The following is a 19371-nucleotide window of genomic DNA, read 5'->3' on the forward strand; positions in this document are numbered from 1 at the left end:
CGCAGAGGCGTGGGCGGCCGCCATTGGCCGCGCGCGCGCTTTTCGGGTGTGCGTCATGGATGAACTGCTGCGCGAGTTCCTGACGGAGACGAGCGAGTATCTCGACACCGTCGACATGGAACTCGTGCGCTTCGAGCGCAACCCAAACGACAGCGCCATCCTCCGCAACATCTTCCGCCTCGTTCACACCATCAAGGGCACCTGCGGCTTCCTGGGCCTGCCGCGGCTCGAGGCGCTCGCCCACGCCGCAGAAACGCTGATGGGGCGCTTCCGCGACGGCGAGCAGGCGGTCACGAGCCGCGATGTCACGCTGATCCTGGCGACGATCGACCGGATCAAGCACATCATCACCGAGCTCGAGCGCACCTCGGTCGAGCCGCCGGGTCGCGACGACGACCTCATCCTTCCCCTCGAGCGCTCCAGCGGCGGTCCCGGGCGGCGCGGCATCGATCCTGCCATCCTCGTCGCCTTCGACGAGCCGGATGTGCAGCCCCCCGGTGAGGGGAGCTCCGCGCCGTCGCAGCAGGGCGCGGTCGCCGCCGAAAGCGCGGATGCCGCGGGCGGCCGGCAGCAGACCATCCGCGTGGCGGTGAACACGCTCGAGCATTTGATGACCATGGTCTCGGAACTCGTCCTGACGCGCAATCAACTGCTCGATATCGCCCGCCGGCATGAGGACAACACCTTCAATGTGCCGCTGCAGCGCCTGTCGCACGTAACGGCGGAGCTGCAGGAAAGCGTCATGAAGACCCGCATGCAGCCCATCGGTACGGCCTGGCAGAAGATGCCGCGGCTCGTGCGCGACCTCTCGGCCGAGCTCGGCAAGCCGATCGATCTCGTCATGCGCGGCGCCGACACCGAGCTCGACCGTCAGGTGCTCGACATCATCAAGGATCCGCTGACGCACATGGTGCGCAACGCTGCGGACCACGGGCTCGAGAGTCCTGCCGAGCGGCGGGCGCTGGGCAAGCCGGAGCGCGGCACCATTCGCCTCGACGCCTATCACGAAGGCGGAACCATCACGATCGAGATCGCCGACGACGGACGCGGCCTCGACCTTCCAGCCATCAAGGCCAAGGCGATCGCCCGTGGGCTCGCGCCGGCTGCCGAGGTGGAGCGCATGAGCGAGGCGCAGGCCGCCAAGTTCATCTTCCATCCCGGCTTCTCGACGGCCGAAGCGGTGACTGCGGTGTCGGGGCGTGGCGTCGGCATGGATGTCGTCAAGACCAACATCGAACTCATCGGCGGCGTCATCGACATTCATTCCGAGCCCGGACGCGGCACGATCTTCACTGTGAAGATCCCGCTCACACTGGCCATCATCGCGGCGCTCATCGTCAGCGTCGGCGACCAGCGCTTTGCCATTCCCCAGATGGCTGTGCTCGAGCTGGTGCGCGTGCGGCCCGGTGCCGAGCAACGAGTCGAGACGGTCAACGGCGCGCCCGTGCTCAGGTTGCGCGAGCGGCTATTGCCGGTGATGTCCCTTGCGCGCCTCCTCGGCCGCGCCGGTACGAAAGAGGATGACGACGGCTTCATCGTCGTCATCCAGGTCGGGCGGCAGCGCTTCGGGCTGCTCGTCGAAGGCGTCTTCCATACCGAGGAGATCGTGGTCAAGCCGATGTCGCGCAAGCTACGGCATCTGCAGGTGTTCTCCGGCAACACCATCCTGGGTGACGGGGCCGTGGTCCTCATCATCGATCCCAACGGCGTGTCGCGCATGCTCGGCGCGCAGGGGGTCGATGCGGCGGCCTTTGCCGATGCCCTGGCGGACATGGAGGAGACGCGGGAGGAGGAGGTCGAGGCCACGGCGCTGCTCGTCTTCCGCGCCGGCGGGCCCGGGCAGAAAGCGGTGCAACTCTCCCTCGTCACGCGGCTCGAAGAGATCGATGCGACGAGGATCGAGTGGATCGGCGACCGCCCCTTCGTTCAGTACCGTGGCCGCCTAATGCCACTCGTTACAGCCAGCGAGCGGCTGGTGATCCGCAAGGAGGGGATGCAGCCGATCCTCGTCTTCTCCGATGCCGAGCGGGCCATGGGGCTGATCGTCGACGAGATCGTCGACATCGTGGACGAGCGGCTTGCCATCGATCCGGTACCGCAGCGTCCGGACCTCGTCGGTTCGGCCGTGGTGCGTGGGCAGGCGACGGAACTCCTCAATATCGCGCATTTCCTGCCGCTCGCGCACGAGGACTGGCTGCGCCGGGCGGCGCTGCCCAATGCCCCGGTGCGCACCGTTCTGCTCGTCGACGATTCCGACTTCTTCCGCGGCATGCTGGCCCCGGTTCTCAAGGCGGCCGGCTATCGCCTGGTGCTTGCCAGCAGCGTCGACGAGGCGCTCGAGGTGCTTGCCTCGCAACGTGTCATCGATGTGGTGGTGAGCGACATAGAAATGCCCGGAAAAACGGGCTTCGATCTCATCGAGAGCATGCGGATCGACCAGCGCACGCGGCATCTGCCGGTGATCGCTCTGTCGTCCTATATCAGCCCGGCCATCGTCGAGCGGGCGAGGCGCTACAGCGGGGTGGAATTCGTGGCGAAGTTCGACCGCGGCGGCCTGCTTGCGGCGCTGGCGGCGACCGTCGATGGTTATGGAGCGGCGGCATGAGCGCGATCGATCCCGCCATCAGCGCCAGCGCCGTCGACGATGGCATCCAGTATGTCACGGTGACGGTTGGCGAGCAGCTATTCGGCATTCCGATCGACCGGGTGCGCGATGTGTTCGTCGTCGGTGGGCTGACGCCCGTCCCGCTCGCGCCGCCCGAGATCCGGGGGCTCGTGAACCTCAGGGGCCGCGTCGTCACAGCCGTGTGCATGCGCCGCCGCTTGGGTCTGCCGGCACGTGAGGAGGGGGCGGGGGGGACCGTGATGGCCGTCGGCCTGGAACAGGGCGATGAGAGCTTTGGCCTGATCGTCGACGGGGTGGGTGAGGTGTTGCGCGTGCCGGCCGAGACGCGCGAGCCCAGACCGCCCCATCTCGGCGGCCGCTGGGCATCCCTGGCGTCGCACATCCACAGGCTGGACGACCGCCTACTCGTCGTGCTCGATGTGGATGCGGTGCTTGCCTTCGATGGGGAGGGAGGGGCCAGTTGATCTTTGTCCCCTATGCCGCCCTGGCCGAATATGATCGAGCGTTGACTGGGAGTCTCGCAGCATGAAGCATTGTCTTGTCGTCGACGACTCGGCGGTCATTCGCAAGGTGGCGCGCCGCATCCTCGAGGCGCTCGCCTTCGAGGTGAGTGAGGCCGAAGATGGGGCCCAGGCCCTCGCCCGATGCCAGCAGGCCATGCCCGAGGCCGTGCTGCTCGACTGGAACATGCCCGTGATGGACGGCTACGAGTTCCTCAAGGCGCTGCGCCAGTTGCCCGGTGGTGATCGTCCGAAGGTCATCTTTTGCACTACAGAGAACGACGTCGCCCATATCGCCAAGGCCCTGCAAGCCGGTGCCGACGAATACATCATGAAGCCCTTCGACAAGGACATCGTGGAAGCGAAGTTTCAGGAAGTCGGGCTGGTCTAAGGCGCTGCGCAAGGGCGGCAGGGCCGGCTGTGGCCGATCCGCGCCAGAGGCATCGGCGGGGGCGGTATCGTGATACGGGTCATGGTCGTCGACGATTCGGCCGTTGCGCGCGCCCTTGCGCTGCGCTGGCTGAGCGAGGAGCCTGGCATCGACGTGGTGGCCGAGGCCGAGACCGGCCGCGTCGCGCTGGCCCTTGTCGCGCGCGCCGACCCTGACGTCATCGTGCTCGACCTCGACATGCCGGACATGGACGGTTTGACCGCCCTGCCTGAGCTGCTCGCGGCGAGGCCCGGCGTCGCCGTTCTCGTTGTCTCGACGCTTACGCGACGCAATGCGGAGATCTCGCTGCACTGCTTGGCGCGCGGCGCGGCGGATTACGTGCCGAAGCCCTCTTCGCGTGGGGATGCGGAGGCGCTTGTTGCCTTTCGCAACGAACTCGTCGAGAAGATCCGGGCGATCGCAGGGCGTGGGGCGAATCCGGATGCCGCTGCCGGGCCTCCGCGCCTTGCCGCGTCCCGTTCCGTTGCCACGAGGCCGGCTTGTCTTGTTGTGGGCGCCTCGACCGGCGGCCCGCGGGCGATGATGCGCCTGATCGGCCAGTTGCCGGCATCTGTCCTCGCGCGCCTGCCGGTTGTCGTGGTGCAGCACATGCCGCCGATTTTCACGGCTGTTTTTGCAGAGCACCTCGCCGCCATCGCAGGCTGCGAGGTGCGCGAAGCGCGCGACGGCGAGGCTGTGCGGCCAGGCGTGATCCATGTCGCGCCCGGCGGGCTGCACACGGGGCTCGTCCGGCGGGGAGCCGACATTCTCCTGCACGTCCATGATGGCCCGCCGACCAACGTCTGCCGGCCGTCCGTCAATGTCCTGTTCGAGGCGGCGGCCGCCGTCTACGGTGGCGCGGCGCTCGCCATCGTGCTCACGGGCATGGGCCGGGACGGGCTTGTCGGGGCGCGCAGCCTCGCGGCCGCCGGCGCGCCCATCGTGGTGCAGGACGAGGTTACCAGCATTGTCTGGGGTATGCCGGGTGCGATCGCGCGCGAAGGGCTGGCGCACGCCATTCTGCCGCTCGACCGCATCGCGCCGGCGATTTGCGTTTTCATGGAGGGGGGCGCCGATGACTGACGCCGATTTCGATTACCTGTGCACATTCATCCGCGCCCGCTCGGGCCTCGCGCTGACGCCCGAAAAACGCTATCTCCTCGAAAGCCGCCTGCAGCCGCTCGGTCGCACGCGGGGCTTCGAGACGCTGGAGGCGCTGGTGAGGGCGCTGCGGGCCGGCGGCGATGCGGACCTCGAGCGGGCCGTCGTCGAGGCGATGACGACCAACGAGACCTTCTTCTTCCGCGACAAGACGCCCTTCGACACGTTGCGCAACGACGTCCTGCCCCGGCTTCTGGAGGCGCGGGCCAGCACACGGATGCTGCGCATCTGGTGCGCCGCGGCCTCCACCGGACAGGAGCCCTATTCGCTCGCCATGATGCTCGATCAGATGGGCGAACGGCTCGCCGGCTGGCGCATCGAGATCCTGGCGACGGACCTTTCCACCCAGGCGCTTGAGCGAGCCCGCGCCGGGCTCTACAGCCAGTTCGAGGTGCAGCGCGGCCTGCCCGTCCAGCTCCTGCTGCGCTATTTCACGCAAGCGGGCGATCAATGGCAGATCGCGCCAGAGTTGCGTGGGCGCATCACCTTCCGGCCGTTCAACCTGATGCGTGACTTCGCGCCACTGGGCACGTTCGACGTCGTGTTCTGCCGCAACGTCTTGCTGTATTTCGACATGGCGATGAAGGCGGACATCCTGGCGCGGATCGGGCGGCAGATTGCGCCGGACGGCTGCCTGTTCCTCGGCGCGGCCGAGACGGTGATCGGCCTCGGCGAGGAGGTGGAGATGCATCCCACCCTGCGCGGCGTCTACGTGCCGCGGCGGCGCGGCGCGACCCGGGCCGCGTGAACGGGGCAGCCGGCAGGGGCCATCGTCGCTGCCGGCCTCCATGGTGAGAGGTGGACAAGAAAAAAGCCCCGCGATGCGGGGCTTTCTGTCGTGGCGCCTCTTGCCGGTTGGGAGGCGGCCTCAGGCGGAGATGCGCTCCTCGATCTCGCCGGGCTCGCGCAGCACATAGCCGCGGCCCCAGACGGTCTCGATGTAGTTCTTGCCGCTCGAGGCATTGGCGAGCTTCTTGCGCAGCTTGCAGATGAAGACGTCGATGATCTTGAGCTCCGGCTCGTCCATGCCGCCGTAGAGATGGTTGAGGAACATCTCCTTGGTCAGCGTGGTGCCCTTGCGCAGGGAGAGGAGCTCCAGCATCTGGTACTCCTTGCCGGTGAGATGCACGCGGTTGCCTGCCACCTCCACCGTCTTGGTGTCCAGGTTCACCACGAGGTCGCCGGTCGTGATGACCGACTGGGCGTGGCCCTTGGAGCGGCGCACGATGGCGTGGATGCGCGCGACGAGTTCATCCTTGTGGAAGGGCTTGGTCAGGTAGTCGTCGGCGCCGAAGCCGAGACCCTTGACCTTGTCCTCGATACCCGCAAGGCCGGACAGGATCAGGATCGGCGTCTTGACCTTGGCGACACGCAGGCTCCGCAGCACTTCGTAGCCGGACATGTCCGGCAGGTTGAGGTCGAGGAGAATGATGTCGTAGTCGTAGAGCTTGCCGAGATCCACGCCCTCCTCGCCGAGATCGGTCGTGTAGACGTTGAAATTCTCGGACTTGAGCATGAGCTCGATGCTTTGCGCGGTGGCGCTGTCGTCTTCGATGAGCAATACGCGCATGTCAGGTCCCCAACCTCGCCCCGAGGCCCGCGCTGGCGGTGTCCCGGCTTTCCGACGCTGCCCGCGTTACGCCGCGGTGCTGGCGTCCGATCTTCCCACTCGTTCCGACTCGCGACGCTACGCCCAAATGGTTAACAAAAACTGATTCCCTCTTGCAAGAACCTCTCGTCGAAACATGTGAAAGTCGACGTAAAAGATTGAATCGCAGTCGGTTTCCAGTCTCTACACAGTTAACGCAACGCATGAGGAAATCGGCGCAAGTGATTCATGTGACTCGCTTGCTCCGACACGGCAGGCCGCGCTGCCGGCAGAGCCGACGTAGCCGCAGTCTTAACGACCTCGGTAAATGAAAGGTTGACGGGCCCATCCTCGCCACAGGAGGGGGTCCATCCTCGCCCCCCGTTGGATAACTCGCGCACTTGCGGACGCTCCCGCAGGGGTTCTCCGGGTTGCGCTGTTGCAGGAATGTCGCAACGGCGATGTCATCGCCGTCGCCACGGCGGCGAATGCCGGAGAGTAAGGAAGAACTAACCTCCGTCGGCGATGGTTCGACAGGTCAGCGGCCTTTTTGCGGCGGCTGTGCCCCCGTCTTTGGCGGCTTGTCGAGGAGTAGTACAAGCGATGAAGTCGCGGAACACGCTTATTCGCCTGAAGCGCTTCCATGTGGAGGAGAAGCGCCGCAGGGTCCACCAGATCGAGACCATGTCGGCCGAGTTCACGCGCATGGCCGACGAACTGGCACGCGAGATTGCAGCCGAGGAAGCGCGGGCCGGCATCACCGATCCGGCTCATTTCGCCTATCCGACCTATGCGAAGGCGGCGGCGCAGCGGCGCGACAACCTGGTGCGCTCGGCCGAGGAACTGCGTGGTCAGCTCGACGACGCCCGGGCCGAACTCGACGAGGCTCTGGAGGAACTGCGCAAGGTCGAACTGCTCGACGATCGCGAGGCGGTTCGCGATTCCAACCGCGAGATCGTCGCCCACGCCTGAACGCGCCGGCGGTTCAGCGCGGCGGCGCGATCAGCGGAACGTGTGGCGCAGCCTCTGGCGGCAGCAGGCCGGCGAGACGCGGGTCTTCCATGACCTCGACGGCCCGCTTGTAGGGACGAAACCCCATCCGGACATAAAAGGGCAGGGCGCCGGGGTGGTCGAGATGGCAGGTGTGCACCATCAGCCGTCGGATCGGCCGAGACCACGCCCGGGCGAGGGCAAGCTGCATCAGCGCTCGCCCGGCGCCGCGGCCCACGGCTGCTTCCACGAGCCCGAAATAGACGATCTCGGCCTCGTCGCCGCCACGGAAGTCGAGCTCCAGCAGGCCGGCGTCCTCGCCGGCGAGCACGACGGCATAGGCCTCGACGTCCGGATCGGCGAGGATCCGGGCCACCTCCGGGATCGGCATTGCTAGGCGGCTGACCCACAGCCACGGTCCGCCGACGGTCCTGAACAGCCCAAGATAATGCTCGACATCCGGTGCATCGAGCCTCAGCAGGGACAAATCGACGCTGCCCATCCTGCCGACCGCCGGCGGCGCGGTCATCTCGAGGTAGGTGACGACCGTGGCGAGCTTGCCGGCGGGAATGTCGGTATAGCCGTCGCAAAGCATGGCCGGCGCTTCTCCTGATCCTGATCGGGCCCTTTTGCCGCAGCCCCTGGAGTCAGTGGCGGGAGCCTGTCCCAGCCCTTGCACGACAAGGTGCCCTGGCGTCAAGAAAGCCTTGCGGGCGCGCCCCCGGTCGGGCACAGATGCCGGCAGGGATTGGCGAAGAGTGCACCCCGCGGTGCATCCGGGACTGCACTGCGGAAGCATTTGGCAGCAGGGGCGAAGCTCAAGGATCGATGAAGAAGAAGCTCGAGTATGTCTGGCCGGTCATCGGCCTTGCTGCGGTCGTCTTTTCCGTCTGGCTCCTTTACCGGGAGCTGAAGGACATTTCTGCCAGCGAGGTGCTCGACAGCATCGCCGCCATCCAGCCGAAGCAGTGGCTGCTCGCCGGCCTGTCCACTATCATCGCCTATGGTGCGCTGGCCTGGTACGACCGCATAGCGCTCCTGCATCTTGGCAAGAAGCTATCCTGGGCTGTCATCTCGCTCGTCTCCTTCACGACTTACGCGCTGTCGCACAACATCGGCGCCTCGGTGCTGTCAGGCGCCATGGTGCGCCTCAGGGCCTATGGCACCATGGGGCTCAGCCTCGCCGAGGTCGGTGTACTCGTCGCTCTGTGCTCCTTCACCTTCGGTCTCGGCAGTGTCCTGCTCGGCGGGCTCGTGCTCGTCGGTGAGCCGGAGATCGTCAACCGGCTCGTCGAGGACGCGCCCATATGGTTGTCGCGGCTCGCTGGCATAGCCATGCTCGCCTTCGTTGCGCTCTACGTGCTCGGGTCGTGGCGTGAGTTCAAGCCGCTGAAGATCGGCAATTTCGCCATCTACTATCCGCGGCTCAACATCACGCTGCGCCAGCTGTTCGCGGCTCCGCTCGAGCTGCTCGGCGCCGCCGGCATCATCTATTTTGCGCTGCCGGAAGCCGGCAACCCGGGCTATTTCGTCGTCCTCGGCGTCTTCCTCGCCTCCTTTTCGGCGGCGCTCATCTCGCACGCACCCGGCGGCCTCGGGGTGCTCGAATTCGTCTTCCTCAAGGCGATGCCGGACATGGATCCGGCGGACGTGCTCGCGGCGCTGCTCGTCTTCCGGCTGTTCTACCTGCTGATCCCGCTCGCCTTCTCGATCGTCGTCGTGGTGCTGTTCGAGCGCTCGCGCATCGCCCGCACGCTCAAGGAGCGGGTCACGGCGAAGGTCGGCACCGGCAAGGCCGGCGCGTCGCGTTCGGGAGACGGCGCGTCCTGATGCCGGCGCTGCGCACGCGCCTGCGCCGGCTCGCCTTCGGTCTCGGTACCGTCACCGGTCTTGCGCGCCGCGGCTATTTCATCCCCTACCGGCACGCCCGCGAGGCACGCTCCGCACCCTATGCCGCGCTCGAACCTTTGTTCGCGGCCGCCGAGCCGGCGATGGAGGCGACGCTCGCGGCGATCGACGCGGTGGCGGCGGAGCTTTTCGCCATTCCGGCCGAGGGAGCGGGGCTGCGGTGGCGGCAGATGTGGTTTCCCCGGCTCGACGCGGCGGCGGCCTATGCCATCGTGCGCCGCGAGAAGCCGACGCGCATCGTCGAGATCGGCTCCGGCCATTCCACCCGCTTCATGGCCCGTGCCGTCGCGGACGGCGGCCTCGCGACCGCGATCACCTGCATCGATCCGGCGCCGCGCGCCGACATCACAGCCCTTACCGTGACGCACCGGCCGGTCGTGGTCGAGGATGTGGAGAGCGACGATTTTCCGCCATTGGCGGCGGGCGACGTCCTGTTCATCGATTCGAGCCACATCGCCATGCCGGGCAACGACGTCGACCGGCTGTTCCTCGACATCCTGCCGGGGCTGCCGGCCGGCGTCCTCGTGCATGTGCACGACATCTTCCTGCCCGACGCCTATCCGCAGGCGTGGGGCTGGCGCGGCTACAACGAGCAGATGCTCGTCGCAGCCCTGTTACAGGGCGGCGGCTATGACATCGTCTTCACGAGCCACTACGCCGCAACCCGCCTCGAAGGGGCGGTTGCGGCGAGCGCCGCAGGCATGCTGCCGCTGGTGGACGGTGCCTTCGAGACGAGCCTGTGGCTGCGCAAGCGCTGAGGAATCCGCTGGTTCAGGCGGGAGCGTTGCGCGCGATGCCGCTGCCGGCCTCCGGCACGGCAAAGCCGGCGGCCGTGTAATCGGCGAGCTTGTTGCGCAGGGTGCGGATAGAGATGCCCAGCATGCGCGCGGCATGGGTTCGGTTGCCGCCGCAGTGGACGAGCGTCGCGAGGATCAGTTCCCGCTCGACGACGGCCATGGGCTGGCCGACGAGCGCAAGCGCGGCGGGGAGGGTGGGCGGGAACTCCCGTGGGGTCGCATCGCTCATCGGGCCGCACCGGCATCGCATGCCGTCATCAGCGAAGGTCCGACAACGAACCGGCCATGTCCCCGATAGGCCCATGTCTGCCGATATGCCCATCCCTGCCGAAGCGACCCTGCGTGCCGTGAGGGCTTCATTCCCATACCGCCGTCTCCGTGCGTGATGGCGCGAGCCGCAAGCCCCCGCCGCTGTGCGTGCGGATGTTTTCGCGCTTATGGTTAGGGAGCGGTTAAACAGCTCGCGACAATTGTCGTGTCCGGATGGAAAACGGTCACCGAGGGCGCCTGCCGTTGCTTCGGAAGCGGAAACGCCGACCCCTGGGCCGGCGTTTCCTTGTCTTTCCGAGGTTGCGTCCGGGAGACCGCACCACCCGGCGGAGATGGTTCACTGTCTGTAGTGCTGGATGCGCGTCGTCCGCAGGCCGGCGAGGCCGTGCTGGTCGATGGATTGCTGCCAGCTCAGGAACTCCTCCACCGTCAGCGTGTAGCGCTGGCAAGCCTCGTCGAGGCTCAGCAGGCCACCGCGTACGGCGGCGACGACCTCCGCCTTGCGCCGGATGACCCAGCGCTTGGTGGACGACGGCGGCAGGTCGGCAATCGTCAATGGACTGCCGTCGGGCCCGATGACGTATTTCACCCTCGGGCGTTGGGGTTCGGTCATGATACGCTCACACTAACTCGACTGACCAACGTCGAGAGGGAGCTTAGACCTGCGTGATTTAAGATTTGCCTAAAGCAAAGGCTGCAACGCTTCCTGGCCGATGAAGCCGTCACGACGCTGCGAAGGCGGCAGGAATTGCCCGGTCCTGGCAGAGCGAGACGTCCGCCGCCGCAAAGCCGACACACGGCGCGCCTAAGGGGAACACCGGGTTTTACTGCGCTTGTCGGGCATTATATGTATGCCCAAGCCAGCTGCACCCCCGCATTGCCGGGCGGGGAGGAGAGGATGAGCCATGCTCAACAGCCTTGATCTCGCCAAGCCACCCGCCGAGACGCGCGTGGTCGTCGCCATGTCGGGCGGGGTCGATTCCTCCGTCGTCGCCGCGATGATGAAGCGCGACGGCTACGATGTCATCGGCATCACCTTGCAGCTTTACGACCACGGCGCCGCAGTCCACCGCCGGGGGGCCTGCTGCGCCGGCCAGGACATCCACGATGCGCGCCGGGTGGCCGAGCGGCTCGGCATCGCCCATTACGTGCTCGATTACGAATCGCGCTTCCGTGACGCCGTGATCGAGCGTTTCGCCGAGAGCTATCTCGCCGGCGAGACACCGATCCCCTGCGTTGAGTGCAACCGGTCGGTGAAATTCGCCGATCTTCTGGAGACGGCGCGCGACCTCGGCGCCGACGTGCTGGCGACCGGCCATTACGTGGCCAGCCGCCTTCTGGCGAACGGCCGCCGCGGCCTCTTCCGCGCCGCCGACCCGGACCGTGACCAGAGCTACTTCCTCTATGCGACGACAGCCGCGCAGCTCGATTTCCTGCGGTTTCCGCTCGGGGACATGGCAAAGACCGAAACGCGGGCGCTCGCCCACGAATTCGGCCTCACGGTGGCCGACAAGGCCGACAGCCAAGACATCTGCTTCGTGCCCAACGGGCGCTATACCGACATCATCGAGCGGCTGAAGCCCGGCGCCGTGGCGCCCGGCGACATCGTGCACGTGGACGGCCGGGTGCTCGGCCGGCACGAGGGCATCATCCACTACACCGTCGGCCAGCGGCGCGGCCTCGGCCTGTCGGTCGGCGAGCCGCTATTCGTCCTCAAGCTCGATGCGGAGAAGGGCCGGGTCATCGTCGGTCCGCGCGAGATGCTCGGCACCGAGAGCATCAGGCTGCGCGACGTCAACTGGCTTGGCCCGGTGGCGCTCGACGCGCTGCCGCCCGAGGGCCTGGAGGTGGCCGTGCGGGTGCGCTCCACGCGCCAGCCCTGCCCGGCCTTCCTGCGACGCGATGCGGAAGGTGTGGAGATCGTGCTGGCCAGCGCCGAGGAGGGTGTTGCACCCGGTCAAGCCTGTGTCATCTACGATGGTGTAGATGGGCGGGCGCAGGTGCTGGGCGGCGGCACCATCCGCGCCACGCGCCCGATGCCGATGCGTGAAGCGCTCGGGGAGGGAGCGGCGGCCTGACGCGGACGGTTCGACGAGGGGGACGATGGCAGCGGCCGACATCCGGGGGCCTGATACGGCCTCGATGCGCAAGGCCTACGCGCGATGGGCGCCGGTCTACGATGTGGTCTACGACAAGCTGACGGCGCCGGCGCGCCAGCGGGCGGTTGCGGCTGCGCTCGCCTGCGGCACACACATCCTCGAGGTGGGCGTGGGCACCGGCCTGTCGCTCGAGGCTTATCCGACGAGCGCGCGGGTGACCGGCGTCGACCTGTCCGAACACATGCTGCGGCGGGCGCAGCAGAAGGTCGACCGGCTCGGCCTTCGCCAGGTCGAGGCGCTCGCGGTGATGGACGCCTGCCGCCTCGGCTTCCCGGACGGGACCTTCGATGCCGTGGTCTCGCAGTTCGTCATCACCCTCGTGCCCGATCCCGAGGCCGCGCTCGACGAATTCGCGCGGGTGCTGCGGCCGGGCGGCGAAATCGTCCTCGCCAATCATTTCGGTGCTGCCGGCGGCGCGCTCGCCAGCCTCGAGGAGGCGGTGGCGCCGCTCGCCAGCAAGGTGGGCTGGAGCTCGGCCTTCAAGGCGGAGCGCATCGCCCGCTGGGCGCGCTCGCGCGGGGTGGCCGAAGTCGTCTCGCTCGAGTCGGTCTTCCCCGGCGGCTTCTTCAAGGTCATGCAACTGCGCAAGTTTGCCTGACCATCGGGGAAGGCGAGACACCGCGGGTCTCTCCCGGCGGGCAATCCAAGGGCGCACCGCCTGCTGCACAATGCGTGGAAAGCGCGCGAGCTTCCTTGACAGCCGCCGCGCCACCTCCTTATATCCCGCCGCACGGTGTCAGGCGCCGTGCCCGAACGGGGCGGAGTAGCTCAGCTGGTTAGAGCAGCGGAATCATAATCCGCGTGTCGGGGGTTCGAGTCCCTCCTCCGCTACCACCGCTATAGCCGAAACTTCGGCCGGCCAGATTTCCTGGCCTGTCAGGGCGCTCAGAACGCCCATGATCCGGATCTCGTAAGGCTCGCGCGCAGCGCGCGGCATTACGATGACGCTGTCGACGACTTCGCGCAGCGGCTGGACGATCTCCCAAGGCGGGTTTCCGCTGCCGCTCATGATCATCCCGAGTTCGGCGACGTTCTGCCGGTAGCGCTCGATCGCCGTCGGATGGAGCTCGACCACGTTGCTGTTGTCGCCCGCCAGCGCGATCTGCCTCTTCAGATCTTCGCGCTCGGCCTTGAGTTCCGCCATCCGCGGGGCGACGTCGTCTTTCTCGACCGTGCCGTCGACCAGCGCATCCACCAGCCGCTTAATCGCGCCCTCGACGTCGTCGAGGCGCCGCTCGATCCGCGCCCGCTCGCGTCGCGCTTCCGAAGCCAAGGCGCGCCGTTGTGCCTGATACCGCTGGAGATAGGCCGCGATGAGGTCGGGGTCAGCCAGCTGCTGCCGGAGCGCGTCGAGCACGATCCGCTCGATCTTCTCGACGTAGTAACGGCTACCATTGGTGCATGACGAACTCTCCCGAAAGGTGCTGCATTGGATGCGCTGGCCACTGAAATCCCGGCCCACGATAGCCATACCGCCGCCGCAGCATCCGCACTCCAGCAGCCCGGAAAGCATCCGCTTGGTCCTCGGCACTTTCAGCGTCCCTTCGCGCGTCGTCTCTTCCTTCCGTCGCAGCGCCGCTTTCGCATCATCGTCTTCAACAATGCGCAGGTGAGGAGCGTCGGCATAGCGCCATTCCGATTCGGGATTGACCCGCGAGATGCGCTTGCCCGTGTCCGGGTCGAGCACCATGCGGACCCGGTTCCAGACGATCTGGCCGCGGTAGAGCGGGTTCTGGATAATGCCGTGTCCGCGCGCCTTGTTGCCGTTGATCGTGGAGGCGTTCCAGGCGCGGCCGCGCGGCGGTGGAACGCCTTCCTTATTGAGCATAGCGGCGATTGAACGCGGCGAGGTGCCATTGCGATAGAGGCTGAAGATGCGGCGCACCACCTCGGCCTCCTCCGGGACGATCTCGAGCTCGCCGGGCTTGCCCGGGATCGGCCGATAGCCGTAGGCGCGGCCGCCAGCGTGGCGGCCGTCGCGGATCACACCATCCATGCCGCGGCGCACCTTGTTCGCCAGGTCGAGCAGATAAAGGCTTCCGAGCATGCCGCGCACGCCGATCTGCACCGGATCGGCCGCGCCGTCGTGTACGGCGATAATTTTCACGCCTTGGAACGTGAGGCGCTTGTAGAGGCCGGCGAGGTCTTCCTGGTCGCGCGAGAGACGATCGAGGGCTTCGACGACCAGTATGTCGAAGGCCTGCGCACGCGCGGCCTCTATCAGGCGCATCAAGCCGTCCCGGCCGAATATGGATGCGCCGGAGCGCGCCCGATCGTGGAAGGTGGCGACAACTTCGTACCCGTTGCGCTCGGCGAAGGTACGGCAGAGCGCGACCTGATCGTCGATGGACCGGTCGCGCTGAAGGTCAGTCGAGAACCGGGCGTAAACGGCGGCGCGGGTTCCTCGAGCGTGTCTGGTCATTGGGGCTACCCTTGCCTAGCGCCGCCTCGTGGTCGATCAGAGCTTGCCGATCGGCGAGCGCCTCCACGAACCTGATCAAAGCGGGCTTTGCCTTGGCGCGCAATTCGGGATCGAGGGATGGACCAGACGTTGTCCCCGGCGGCAGAGCCGCTGTGGATTTCGTCGTCATTCAAGGGAGGCCTTTCCGCTCCGCACATCTGGCGAGCTCTTCTTTGCAGGTGGGGAAGGGTCATGGGGTGGCGCTGCACCAGTCGATGCGCCTTGGGCAGCGGCCGCGTGGGCAAACATAGGGCACAGCATGGCCCGCGCGGATCATGAGGCCGGCGACGTCGCGGCCGTCCACATAGACACGGGCGAGCGTCCGGCCGTACCGGTCGCGGCCCTGCCGACGGAAGGTGACGGTGCCGGAGGTGAGAAGGCGCCGCAGATAGGCGGTGGCGGAGTGGCCCCGCTGCCGCTCGCTGTCACAGCGCGCCTGGTAGGTCTCCGGCGCGTCGAGGCCGACGATGCGCACCTTCTCCTCGCCGAGATAGATCGTGTCGCCGTCGACCGCGACGATAGGCGGTTCGGCGCCCCAGGCGTGTTCGACGAGTAGCGCCAGCACGATCCCGAGCAGGCAGGCTGCGATCACGACGAGGCAGCCGGTGCGCATGCGCTCCTGCACTTCGCGCGGCGGGACGGGATCCGGCCACTCACTCATCTCGTCCCGCCTCCGTGGGCGCGACGGCGAGCGCCTTGATATCGGGGTGGTACTTGATCGCGGACAGCCGCTCGCTATCCGTCAGCTTTTGATGGGCATTCGGCGGGTCTTCACGCCACGCCATCTTGGCGGCGAACTCGGCGGCACGGCGGTAGCGATCCCGCCTACCATTAGCCACAGGCGGGGCCGTGTAGAGGGCTTGATACTCGGCCGATCTATTCCCCGTCTCGCGAGGGGGCTCCATCGTGAAATACCACCCGCCCGGCTCCCCGTTGCTCAAAAATCGAAATCGCCACATCACCGGCTCAGCGGCCGGCGCGGGCGGCATCCTGCGCGACATGAACTCAGCAAGTTCGTCACGTGTGATCAGGCGCATGTCGGGGTACTCGGTCGGTGACGTGTGGTCGCGCTTGGTTAGGCATAGCTCCGTCCAGGCCATATCAATATCATCCGAAAACGATGGCAATTCGCCTTCTGCCAACGAGGCGGTGGGCATCTCCCTGCCTAGGGGCGGCATTGTCTTAGCCGATACTCGGTGAATAGGGCCGTCGAACATGAACGGGCTTTTCATGTCGTGCCCAGCCACAGGCGGGGCGGCGAGGGGAATCTCTCCGTCAAAGAGGCCGCAGCCAGTATGGAGCGCGCGCCCGCAAGACGGGCACTCCGCCGGTAAGCTGTCCGGGGAGCCGTGCATTGGACACCTAGGCGAGGCCATCGGCTCAGCGGTCGGCGCGGCGCGGAGGGCGGCGAGTTCCTCCCTCAGCCTTGCTGCCTCCTCTGCTTCGGAGAGGAGGGCGGGGGCCGAGTTCCACAGCGCCGCAATGAAATCCATGTCGGCCTGTTTGATGTCGAGGTCAGGGTGTCCGTCCCGAGCCACATAGGGCTCTGCGATGGACTGCGCGATGCCGCGATCATCTCGACGCAGCCGCCGCCACGAATTGCTCGTCCACCATTTCACCGGCCCCGCCGTTGCCTCCTCCATCAGCCGCCGCAGCTCTTTCGTGTCGATGTCAGTCATGGGTGGGCTCCTGTTCTCGCTCATAGGCCGCACCCCGCTTCGCAGACCATGAGCATGCCCTGGCCGCGCTCTTCCGCCGTCGAAAGGTCGACCTGGTCGAGCGGCGCGCGGGAGGAATGCAGGTAGCTCCGGGCCCGCATGCCCGGCGTCTCACGGATAAGCCGATCGATTTCGATGGCGTCGGCCCAAGCGTCCGGTTCGTTCTCCTTAAGCCACCGCCATTCAGCATTCGTGCGGAACGGGCAAAAGGTGCATTTACTACGGGGAGGAACCGGGTATCCGTGGTTCGCAAGCCATGCAATGCAGTCGTGCAGCGACATGCGCTCTTCGAGTAGAGGGAAACGATTGACGGCCCATCTCTCGAACGCGGCACCGGCACGAACAACCTCGTCCGTCGAGTATCCGATCCATATTTCGGCGGAACCGGCCGGGATGCGTTGACGGGGTGTGAAGCCCATCAGCTCACGCTGCTTCGCATTCAGCCGGTCTGTTTTGTACTCACGTGTGCATTGGCGTCGGTCTTGGCCCTGCTTTTCTCCGTCGAGAAACGCGGGAATAGAAACATAGCGCCCGGACTGTTTCGCCCGCCTCTCTATTGCTTGGCGTAGTGGCACCTCCGGTTCCTCCAGCCACACGACAGGAAACGGCAGGACATTCCCCGACCCGAGCCACCGGATATGCTCACGGGTGGCCTCAGCGTCATTGACGGGCGCATAGATGGCGAGATCTGGCATTGGCACGATTTCGCCGTGGGCGGCCTTCAGCGCCAGCGTTGTGGATTGGATGCCGCCTCCGAGCGATAGGGCCCTTAGCTTTGCACCCTCGACCGGTCCCCAAGACCAGCCGCCGCGGCGGACGCGGGGTTTCTTCGGGGCGGGAGGCGCAACTAGCGTGAACGGTTCCGATCCCATCTCAGCCCTCCATGGCGTCGATGTTCGCGAGGACGGGCCGGAAGCCGTAGACGGCCACCCGCGCCTCCGGCATGGCGTTGTGCTCGCGCCCGTCGAGGAAGCGGCCGGCAGCGTTCTTGGCGACCTTCCGCATGTCGCAGCCGCCTCCGCCGTTCTCATTGGCGTTCCCGGCGCCCACGGAACCATCGGGCCAAACCGTGATGGTCTCCGCCGTCCACGGCCGGTGTGGCACCCACGCGCCCCACTGCTTGAAGAAGAACGCCGTGCCCGCCGCCTCGCATTGGTCGCGGATCGATCGGGCCCAGTGGGGATGCATCGGCCTGGCGCCAGCGCCGCTCTCGCCGCCGACGATGACCCAGTCGATCCGGTCAAGCCACGGCTCGAAGTCGATCGCGCCGAGCAGTGGCTCCGCCGAGACGAACCGCACGGCCGCCGGCGCCTCCAGAAGATGCGGGATGCGACGGTTGGCCTCGTGCTGGTCTTCGGCAGTCGTGCCGAGCCAGATATTCCTGGTCAGTCCGGCATCCCATTTCGGCCAGATCATCTTCTGGATGTTCTGCGGACGCTTCGTCAGAAGCAGCCAGTCGAGGTGCGGTGTGTCCTCGATCAGGGCGAACAGGTCCGAGCGCCAGATTTGGGGGACCTGGTTGTCGAACACGTCGGCGAGGCTGGCGCAGAACACGCGAAATCGGATACCGGCCGCTTCAGCCTGTCGGTTCCATTTCAGGGGCAGGCGCCAGTTGGCCTCTGACGTCCGGCGGCGGTCGCCTTTCCAGAGGTGTGCTTGCCCGGTGCGCTTCGCCCAGCTTTCGGCGTAGCAGTGGTCACAGGCCGGCGAGACGGCCGTGCAACCGACCCACGGATTGAAGGTGTGATGCGCCCATTCGATTTTGGTGTTGGAAGCCATGACGTCGGCCCTCTACTGCATGACCGAGAAGCAATTCGGGGTCGTGCACTGGGCGTGCAGGTGGCCGTTGCGCGGGGATCGGGACCAATGAACGCGGCCGACCTTGCAGGCCGGGCAATTGATCACGCCGCCCTGGCCCTTCGGGATCGCCGCCATGACGATCCGGACGCGCTCATGGCTTTCATCGACCCATGCGCGCCAGGCAACCCGCTCCTCATCGGTGTAGTCCTCGCGCAGTGGGCAATCGATCCTTGCGCGGAACTGGCTGCCAGCCGGCAGGCAAGGACTGGCTTCGCCCGGTCCCGAGATGTCGATCCCCTTGGCGCATCGCGGGCCGGTGCCGGAGAGGAACCCGTCGAGATCGAAGCTGTAGTGCCGGCAGTGATCGCTTGTGCAAATCGGCGGCGAGAAATCAGGGATGGTCTTGATGTCGCTCATGGCCGTTCGCCCTCCCATCCGCATTCGGAGCAATAGAGGTGCGCGCTCAGGCAGTAGCCGCAGGGGGCGTGTCCCCGATGGCACGAGCAGCCGCCCATCTCTTCGTCCTGGCGCCATTCGAGGCCGATGGTCCGGCAATGTGGGCACGGGCCGCCCTCGTCGGGCTCCTCGTCCTGTGCCGGTTCGGGCGCCGGGCCCGAGGCGCTCCAGCCGCAGGCGGTGCATCGGATCCCGCTCGGTGCCAGGATGCTGCCGGTCCATTGGACGGTGTCGGTGTTGCAGCGGGCGCAGATCATGGCCTCACCTCCGGCACCGGCGTGTCGACGGCGAGCGCGACCTCGATCGGCCGGACCCAGATGCGATCCGCGCTCAGCATGAAGGTCTCGCCCATCTCGGCGAGCAGCAGCGTCCGGCCCATTACTTCGGCGATTGCCTGCGCGGCATCGGGCGGCACGGCATTGCCGATGTGCTCGCGCCACGCGCTATCTGAGGTGCCGGAGAGGCACCAGGTGCCGACCTCCTCGGGATCTACGAGGCTCTGCAGCG

General features: G+C 66.7%; 19 protein-coding genes, 1 tRNA gene and 2 pseudogenes. 11 read left to right on the plus strand and 11 right to left on the minus strand.

The features are described 5' to 3' along the window. Positions 1-55 precede the first annotated feature (55 nt). The 5 genes from P2T65_RS15010 to P2T65_RS15030 all read left to right on the plus strand — a co-directional run bounded on the left by P2T65_RS15010 (position 56) and on the right by P2T65_RS15030 (position 5465). Entirely contained in the window at positions 56-2605 is a 2550-nt protein-coding gene (locus tag P2T65_RS15010) for a hybrid sensor histidine kinase/response regulator (RefSeq protein ID WP_055460241.1), read from the plus strand. Next, on the plus strand, positions 2602-3090 hold the full coding sequence (locus P2T65_RS15015; RefSeq protein WP_055460242.1) for a chemotaxis protein CheW: 489 nt from the start codon (positions 2602-2604) through the stop codon (positions 3088-3090). The genes P2T65_RS15010 and P2T65_RS15015 overlap by 4 nt, the downstream gene beginning before the upstream one ends. Positions 3091-3151: 61 nt before the next feature. Beyond that, the gene (locus P2T65_RS15020; protein ID WP_055460243.1) at positions 3152-3517 is read left to right on the plus strand and encodes a response regulator; all 366 of its coding nucleotides are present in this window, start codon (positions 3152-3154) and stop codon (positions 3515-3517) included. 81 nt (positions 3518-3598) lie between these two features. Beyond that, positions 3599-4639, plus strand: a complete 1041-nt coding sequence (cheB, locus tag P2T65_RS15025) for a chemotaxis-specific protein-glutamate methyltransferase CheB (protein ID WP_276200084.1) — start codon at positions 3599-3601, stop codon at positions 4637-4639. Further along, on the plus strand, positions 4632-5465 hold the full coding sequence (locus tag P2T65_RS15030; protein WP_055460245.1) for a protein-glutamate O-methyltransferase CheR: 834 nt from the start codon (positions 4632-4634) through the stop codon (positions 5463-5465). Before cheB ends, P2T65_RS15030 begins: the two co-directional genes overlap by 8 nt. Positions 5466-5585: 120 nt before the next feature. On the opposite strand, the gene P2T65_RS15035 is transcribed toward P2T65_RS15030, so the two are convergent. Next, positions 5586-6287, minus strand: coding sequence for a response regulator transcription factor (locus P2T65_RS15035; protein WP_019401585.1), 702 nt, complete (start codon positions 6285-6287; stop codon positions 5586-5588). A 621-nt stretch (positions 6288-6908) separates the two neighbouring features. On the opposite strand from P2T65_RS15035, the gene P2T65_RS15040 reads away from it, so the two are divergent. After that, positions 6909-7277: a flagellar export protein FliJ gene (locus P2T65_RS15040; RefSeq protein WP_055460246.1), complete on the plus strand. Its 369-nt coding sequence runs from the start codon at positions 6909-6911 to the stop codon at positions 7275-7277. A 13-nt stretch (positions 7278-7290) separates the two neighbouring features. On the opposite strand, the gene P2T65_RS15045 is transcribed toward P2T65_RS15040, so the two are convergent. After that, positions 7291-7890, minus strand: coding sequence for a GNAT family N-acetyltransferase (locus P2T65_RS15045; protein WP_055460247.1), 600 nt, complete (start codon positions 7888-7890; stop codon positions 7291-7293). Between the two features lie 233 nt (positions 7891-8123). Between P2T65_RS15045 and P2T65_RS15050 the strand changes: the two genes are divergently transcribed. Together P2T65_RS15050 and P2T65_RS15055 are read left to right on the plus strand one after the other, a co-directional pair. After that, positions 8124-9125, plus strand: a complete 1002-nt coding sequence (locus tag P2T65_RS15050; RefSeq protein WP_055460248.1) for a lysylphosphatidylglycerol synthase domain-containing protein — start codon at positions 8124-8126, stop codon at positions 9123-9125. After that, positions 9125-9961 (plus strand): class I SAM-dependent methyltransferase, encoded by an 837-nt coding sequence (locus P2T65_RS15055; protein WP_276200085.1) that lies wholly within the window; start codon positions 9125-9127, stop codon positions 9959-9961. Before P2T65_RS15050 ends, P2T65_RS15055 begins: the two co-directional genes overlap by 1 nt. Positions 9962-9974: 13 nt before the next feature. Here the strand turns inward: P2T65_RS15055 and P2T65_RS15060 are convergent. Then, positions 9975-10178, minus strand: a pseudogene (locus tag P2T65_RS15060) (helix-turn-helix domain-containing protein); the annotation flags it as partial. Positions 10179-10607: 429 nt separating this feature from the next. Further along, complete coding sequence (locus tag P2T65_RS15065) at positions 10608-10883, minus strand: DUF1153 domain-containing protein (RefSeq protein ID WP_026015031.1); 276 nt, start codon at positions 10881-10883, stop codon at positions 10608-10610. Between the two features lie 292 nt (positions 10884-11175). On the opposite strand from P2T65_RS15065, the gene mnmA reads away from it, so the two are divergent. The 3 genes from mnmA to P2T65_RS15080 all read left to right on the plus strand — a co-directional run bounded on the left by mnmA (position 11176) and on the right by P2T65_RS15080 (position 13263). Beyond that, a complete protein-coding gene (gene mnmA, locus P2T65_RS15070; RefSeq protein WP_055460251.1) occupies positions 11176-12348 on the plus strand; it encodes a tRNA 2-thiouridine(34) synthase MnmA in 1173 nt (390 codons plus the stop codon). Positions 12349-12373: 25 nt separating this feature from the next. Then, positions 12374-13027 carry a class I SAM-dependent methyltransferase gene (locus tag P2T65_RS15075; RefSeq protein ID WP_071924255.1) on the plus strand — a complete coding sequence of 218 codons (654 nt, stop codon included), beginning with the start codon at positions 12374-12376 and terminating at the stop codon, positions 13025-13027. Between the two features lie 159 nt (positions 13028-13186). After that, positions 13187-13263 (plus strand) — tRNA-Met (locus P2T65_RS15080). Here the strand turns inward: P2T65_RS15080 and P2T65_RS15085 are convergent. The 7 genes and pseudogenes from P2T65_RS15085 to P2T65_RS15115 all read right to left on the minus strand — a co-directional run. Next, entirely contained in the window at positions 13220-14851 is a 1632-nt protein-coding gene (locus P2T65_RS15085) for a recombinase family protein (RefSeq protein ID WP_276200097.1), read from the minus strand. The two genes, P2T65_RS15080 and P2T65_RS15085, sit on opposite strands and share 44 nt — an antisense overlap. A 229-nt stretch (positions 14852-15080) precedes the next feature. Continuing rightward, complete coding sequence (locus P2T65_RS15090; protein WP_276200086.1) at positions 15081-15551, minus strand: thermonuclease family protein; 471 nt, start codon at positions 15549-15551, stop codon at positions 15081-15083. Continuing rightward, the gene (locus tag P2T65_RS15095) at positions 15544-16569 is read right to left on the minus strand and encodes a hypothetical protein (protein WP_276200087.1); all 1026 of its coding nucleotides are present in this window, start codon (positions 16567-16569) and stop codon (positions 15544-15546) included. Before P2T65_RS15095 ends, P2T65_RS15090 begins: the two co-directional genes overlap by 8 nt. Positions 16570-16589: 20 nt before the next feature. Beyond that, a complete protein-coding gene (locus P2T65_RS15100) occupies positions 16590-17480 on the minus strand; it encodes a hypothetical protein (RefSeq protein WP_276200088.1) in 891 nt (296 codons plus the stop codon). A 1-nt stretch (position 17481) separates the two neighbouring features. Beyond that, on the minus strand, positions 17482-18387 hold the full coding sequence (locus P2T65_RS15105; protein WP_276200089.1) for a phage Gp37/Gp68 family protein: 906 nt from the start codon (positions 18385-18387) through the stop codon (positions 17482-17484). A gap of 12 nt (positions 18388-18399) precedes the next feature. Further along, entirely contained in the window at positions 18400-18825 is a 426-nt protein-coding gene (locus P2T65_RS15110) for a hypothetical protein (RefSeq protein ID WP_276200090.1), read from the minus strand. 292 nt (positions 18826-19117) lie between these two features. Then, a pseudogene (locus P2T65_RS15115) lies at positions 19118-19371 on the minus strand (DNA cytosine methyltransferase); the annotation flags it as partial.

The organism is Chelatococcus sp. XZ-Ab1, from assembly GCF_029309855.1.
In the GTDB taxonomy this organism is placed as follows: Bacteria; Pseudomonadota; Alphaproteobacteria; order Rhizobiales; family Beijerinckiaceae; genus Chelatococcus_A; species Chelatococcus_A sambhunathii.

Bases quoted from the DNA above. Each gene is read 5' to 3' on its own strand.
- P2T65_RS15010 (WP_055460241.1), top strand. From the start codon at position 56: ATGGATGAACTGCTGCGCGAGTTCCTGACGGAGACGAGCGAGTATCTC.
- cheB (WP_276200084.1), top strand. From the start codon at position 3,599: ATGGTCGTCGACGATTCGGCCGTTGCGCGCGCCCTTGCGCTGCGCTGG.
- P2T65_RS15095 (WP_276200087.1), bottom strand. From the start codon at position 16,569: ATGACTGACATCGACACGAAAGAGCTGCGGCGGCTGATGGAGGAGGCA.
- P2T65_RS15075 (WP_071924255.1), top strand. From the start codon at position 12,374: ATGGCAGCGGCCGACATCCGGGGGCCTGATACGGCCTCGATGCGCAAG.
- P2T65_RS15065 (WP_026015031.1), bottom strand. From the start codon at position 10,883: ATGACCGAACCCCAACGCCCGAGGGTGAAATACGTCATCGGGCCCGAC.
- P2T65_RS15090 (WP_276200086.1), bottom strand. From the start codon at position 15,551: ATGAGTGAGTGGCCGGATCCCGTCCCGCCGCGCGAAGTGCAGGAGCGC.
- P2T65_RS15100 (WP_276200088.1), bottom strand. From the start codon at position 17,480: ATGGGATCGGAACCGTTCACGCTAGTTGCGCCTCCCGCCCCGAAGAAA.
- mnmA (WP_055460251.1), top strand. From the start codon at position 11,176: ATGCTCAACAGCCTTGATCTCGCCAAGCCACCCGCCGAGACGCGCGTG.
- P2T65_RS15015 (WP_055460242.1), top strand. From the start codon at position 2,602: ATGAGCGCGATCGATCCCGCCATCAGCGCCAGCGCCGTCGACGATGGC.
- P2T65_RS15050 (WP_055460248.1), top strand. From the start codon at position 8,124: ATGAAGAAGAAGCTCGAGTATGTCTGGCCGGTCATCGGCCTTGCTGCG.
- P2T65_RS15030 (WP_055460245.1), top strand. From the start codon at position 4,632: ATGACTGACGCCGATTTCGATTACCTGTGCACATTCATCCGCGCCCGC.
- P2T65_RS15055 (WP_276200085.1), top strand. From the start codon at position 9,125: ATGCCGGCGCTGCGCACGCGCCTGCGCCGGCTCGCCTTCGGTCTCGGT.
- P2T65_RS15035 (WP_019401585.1), bottom strand. From the start codon at position 6,287: ATGCGCGTATTGCTCATCGAAGACGACAGCGCCACCGCGCAAAGCATC.
- P2T65_RS15085 (WP_276200097.1), bottom strand. From the start codon at position 14,851: ATGACCAGACACGCTCGAGGAACCCGCGCCGCCGTTTACGCCCGGTTC.
- P2T65_RS15105 (WP_276200089.1), bottom strand. From the start codon at position 18,387: ATGGCTTCCAACACCAAAATCGAATGGGCGCATCACACCTTCAATCCG.
- P2T65_RS15040 (WP_055460246.1), top strand. From the start codon at position 6,909: ATGAAGTCGCGGAACACGCTTATTCGCCTGAAGCGCTTCCATGTGGAG.
- P2T65_RS15020 (WP_055460243.1), top strand. From the start codon at position 3,152: ATGAAGCATTGTCTTGTCGTCGACGACTCGGCGGTCATTCGCAAGGTG.
- P2T65_RS15045 (WP_055460247.1), bottom strand. From the start codon at position 7,890: ATGCTTTGCGACGGCTATACCGACATTCCCGCCGGCAAGCTCGCCACG.
- P2T65_RS15110 (WP_276200090.1), bottom strand. From the start codon at position 18,825: ATGAGCGACATCAAGACCATCCCTGATTTCTCGCCGCCGATTTGCACA.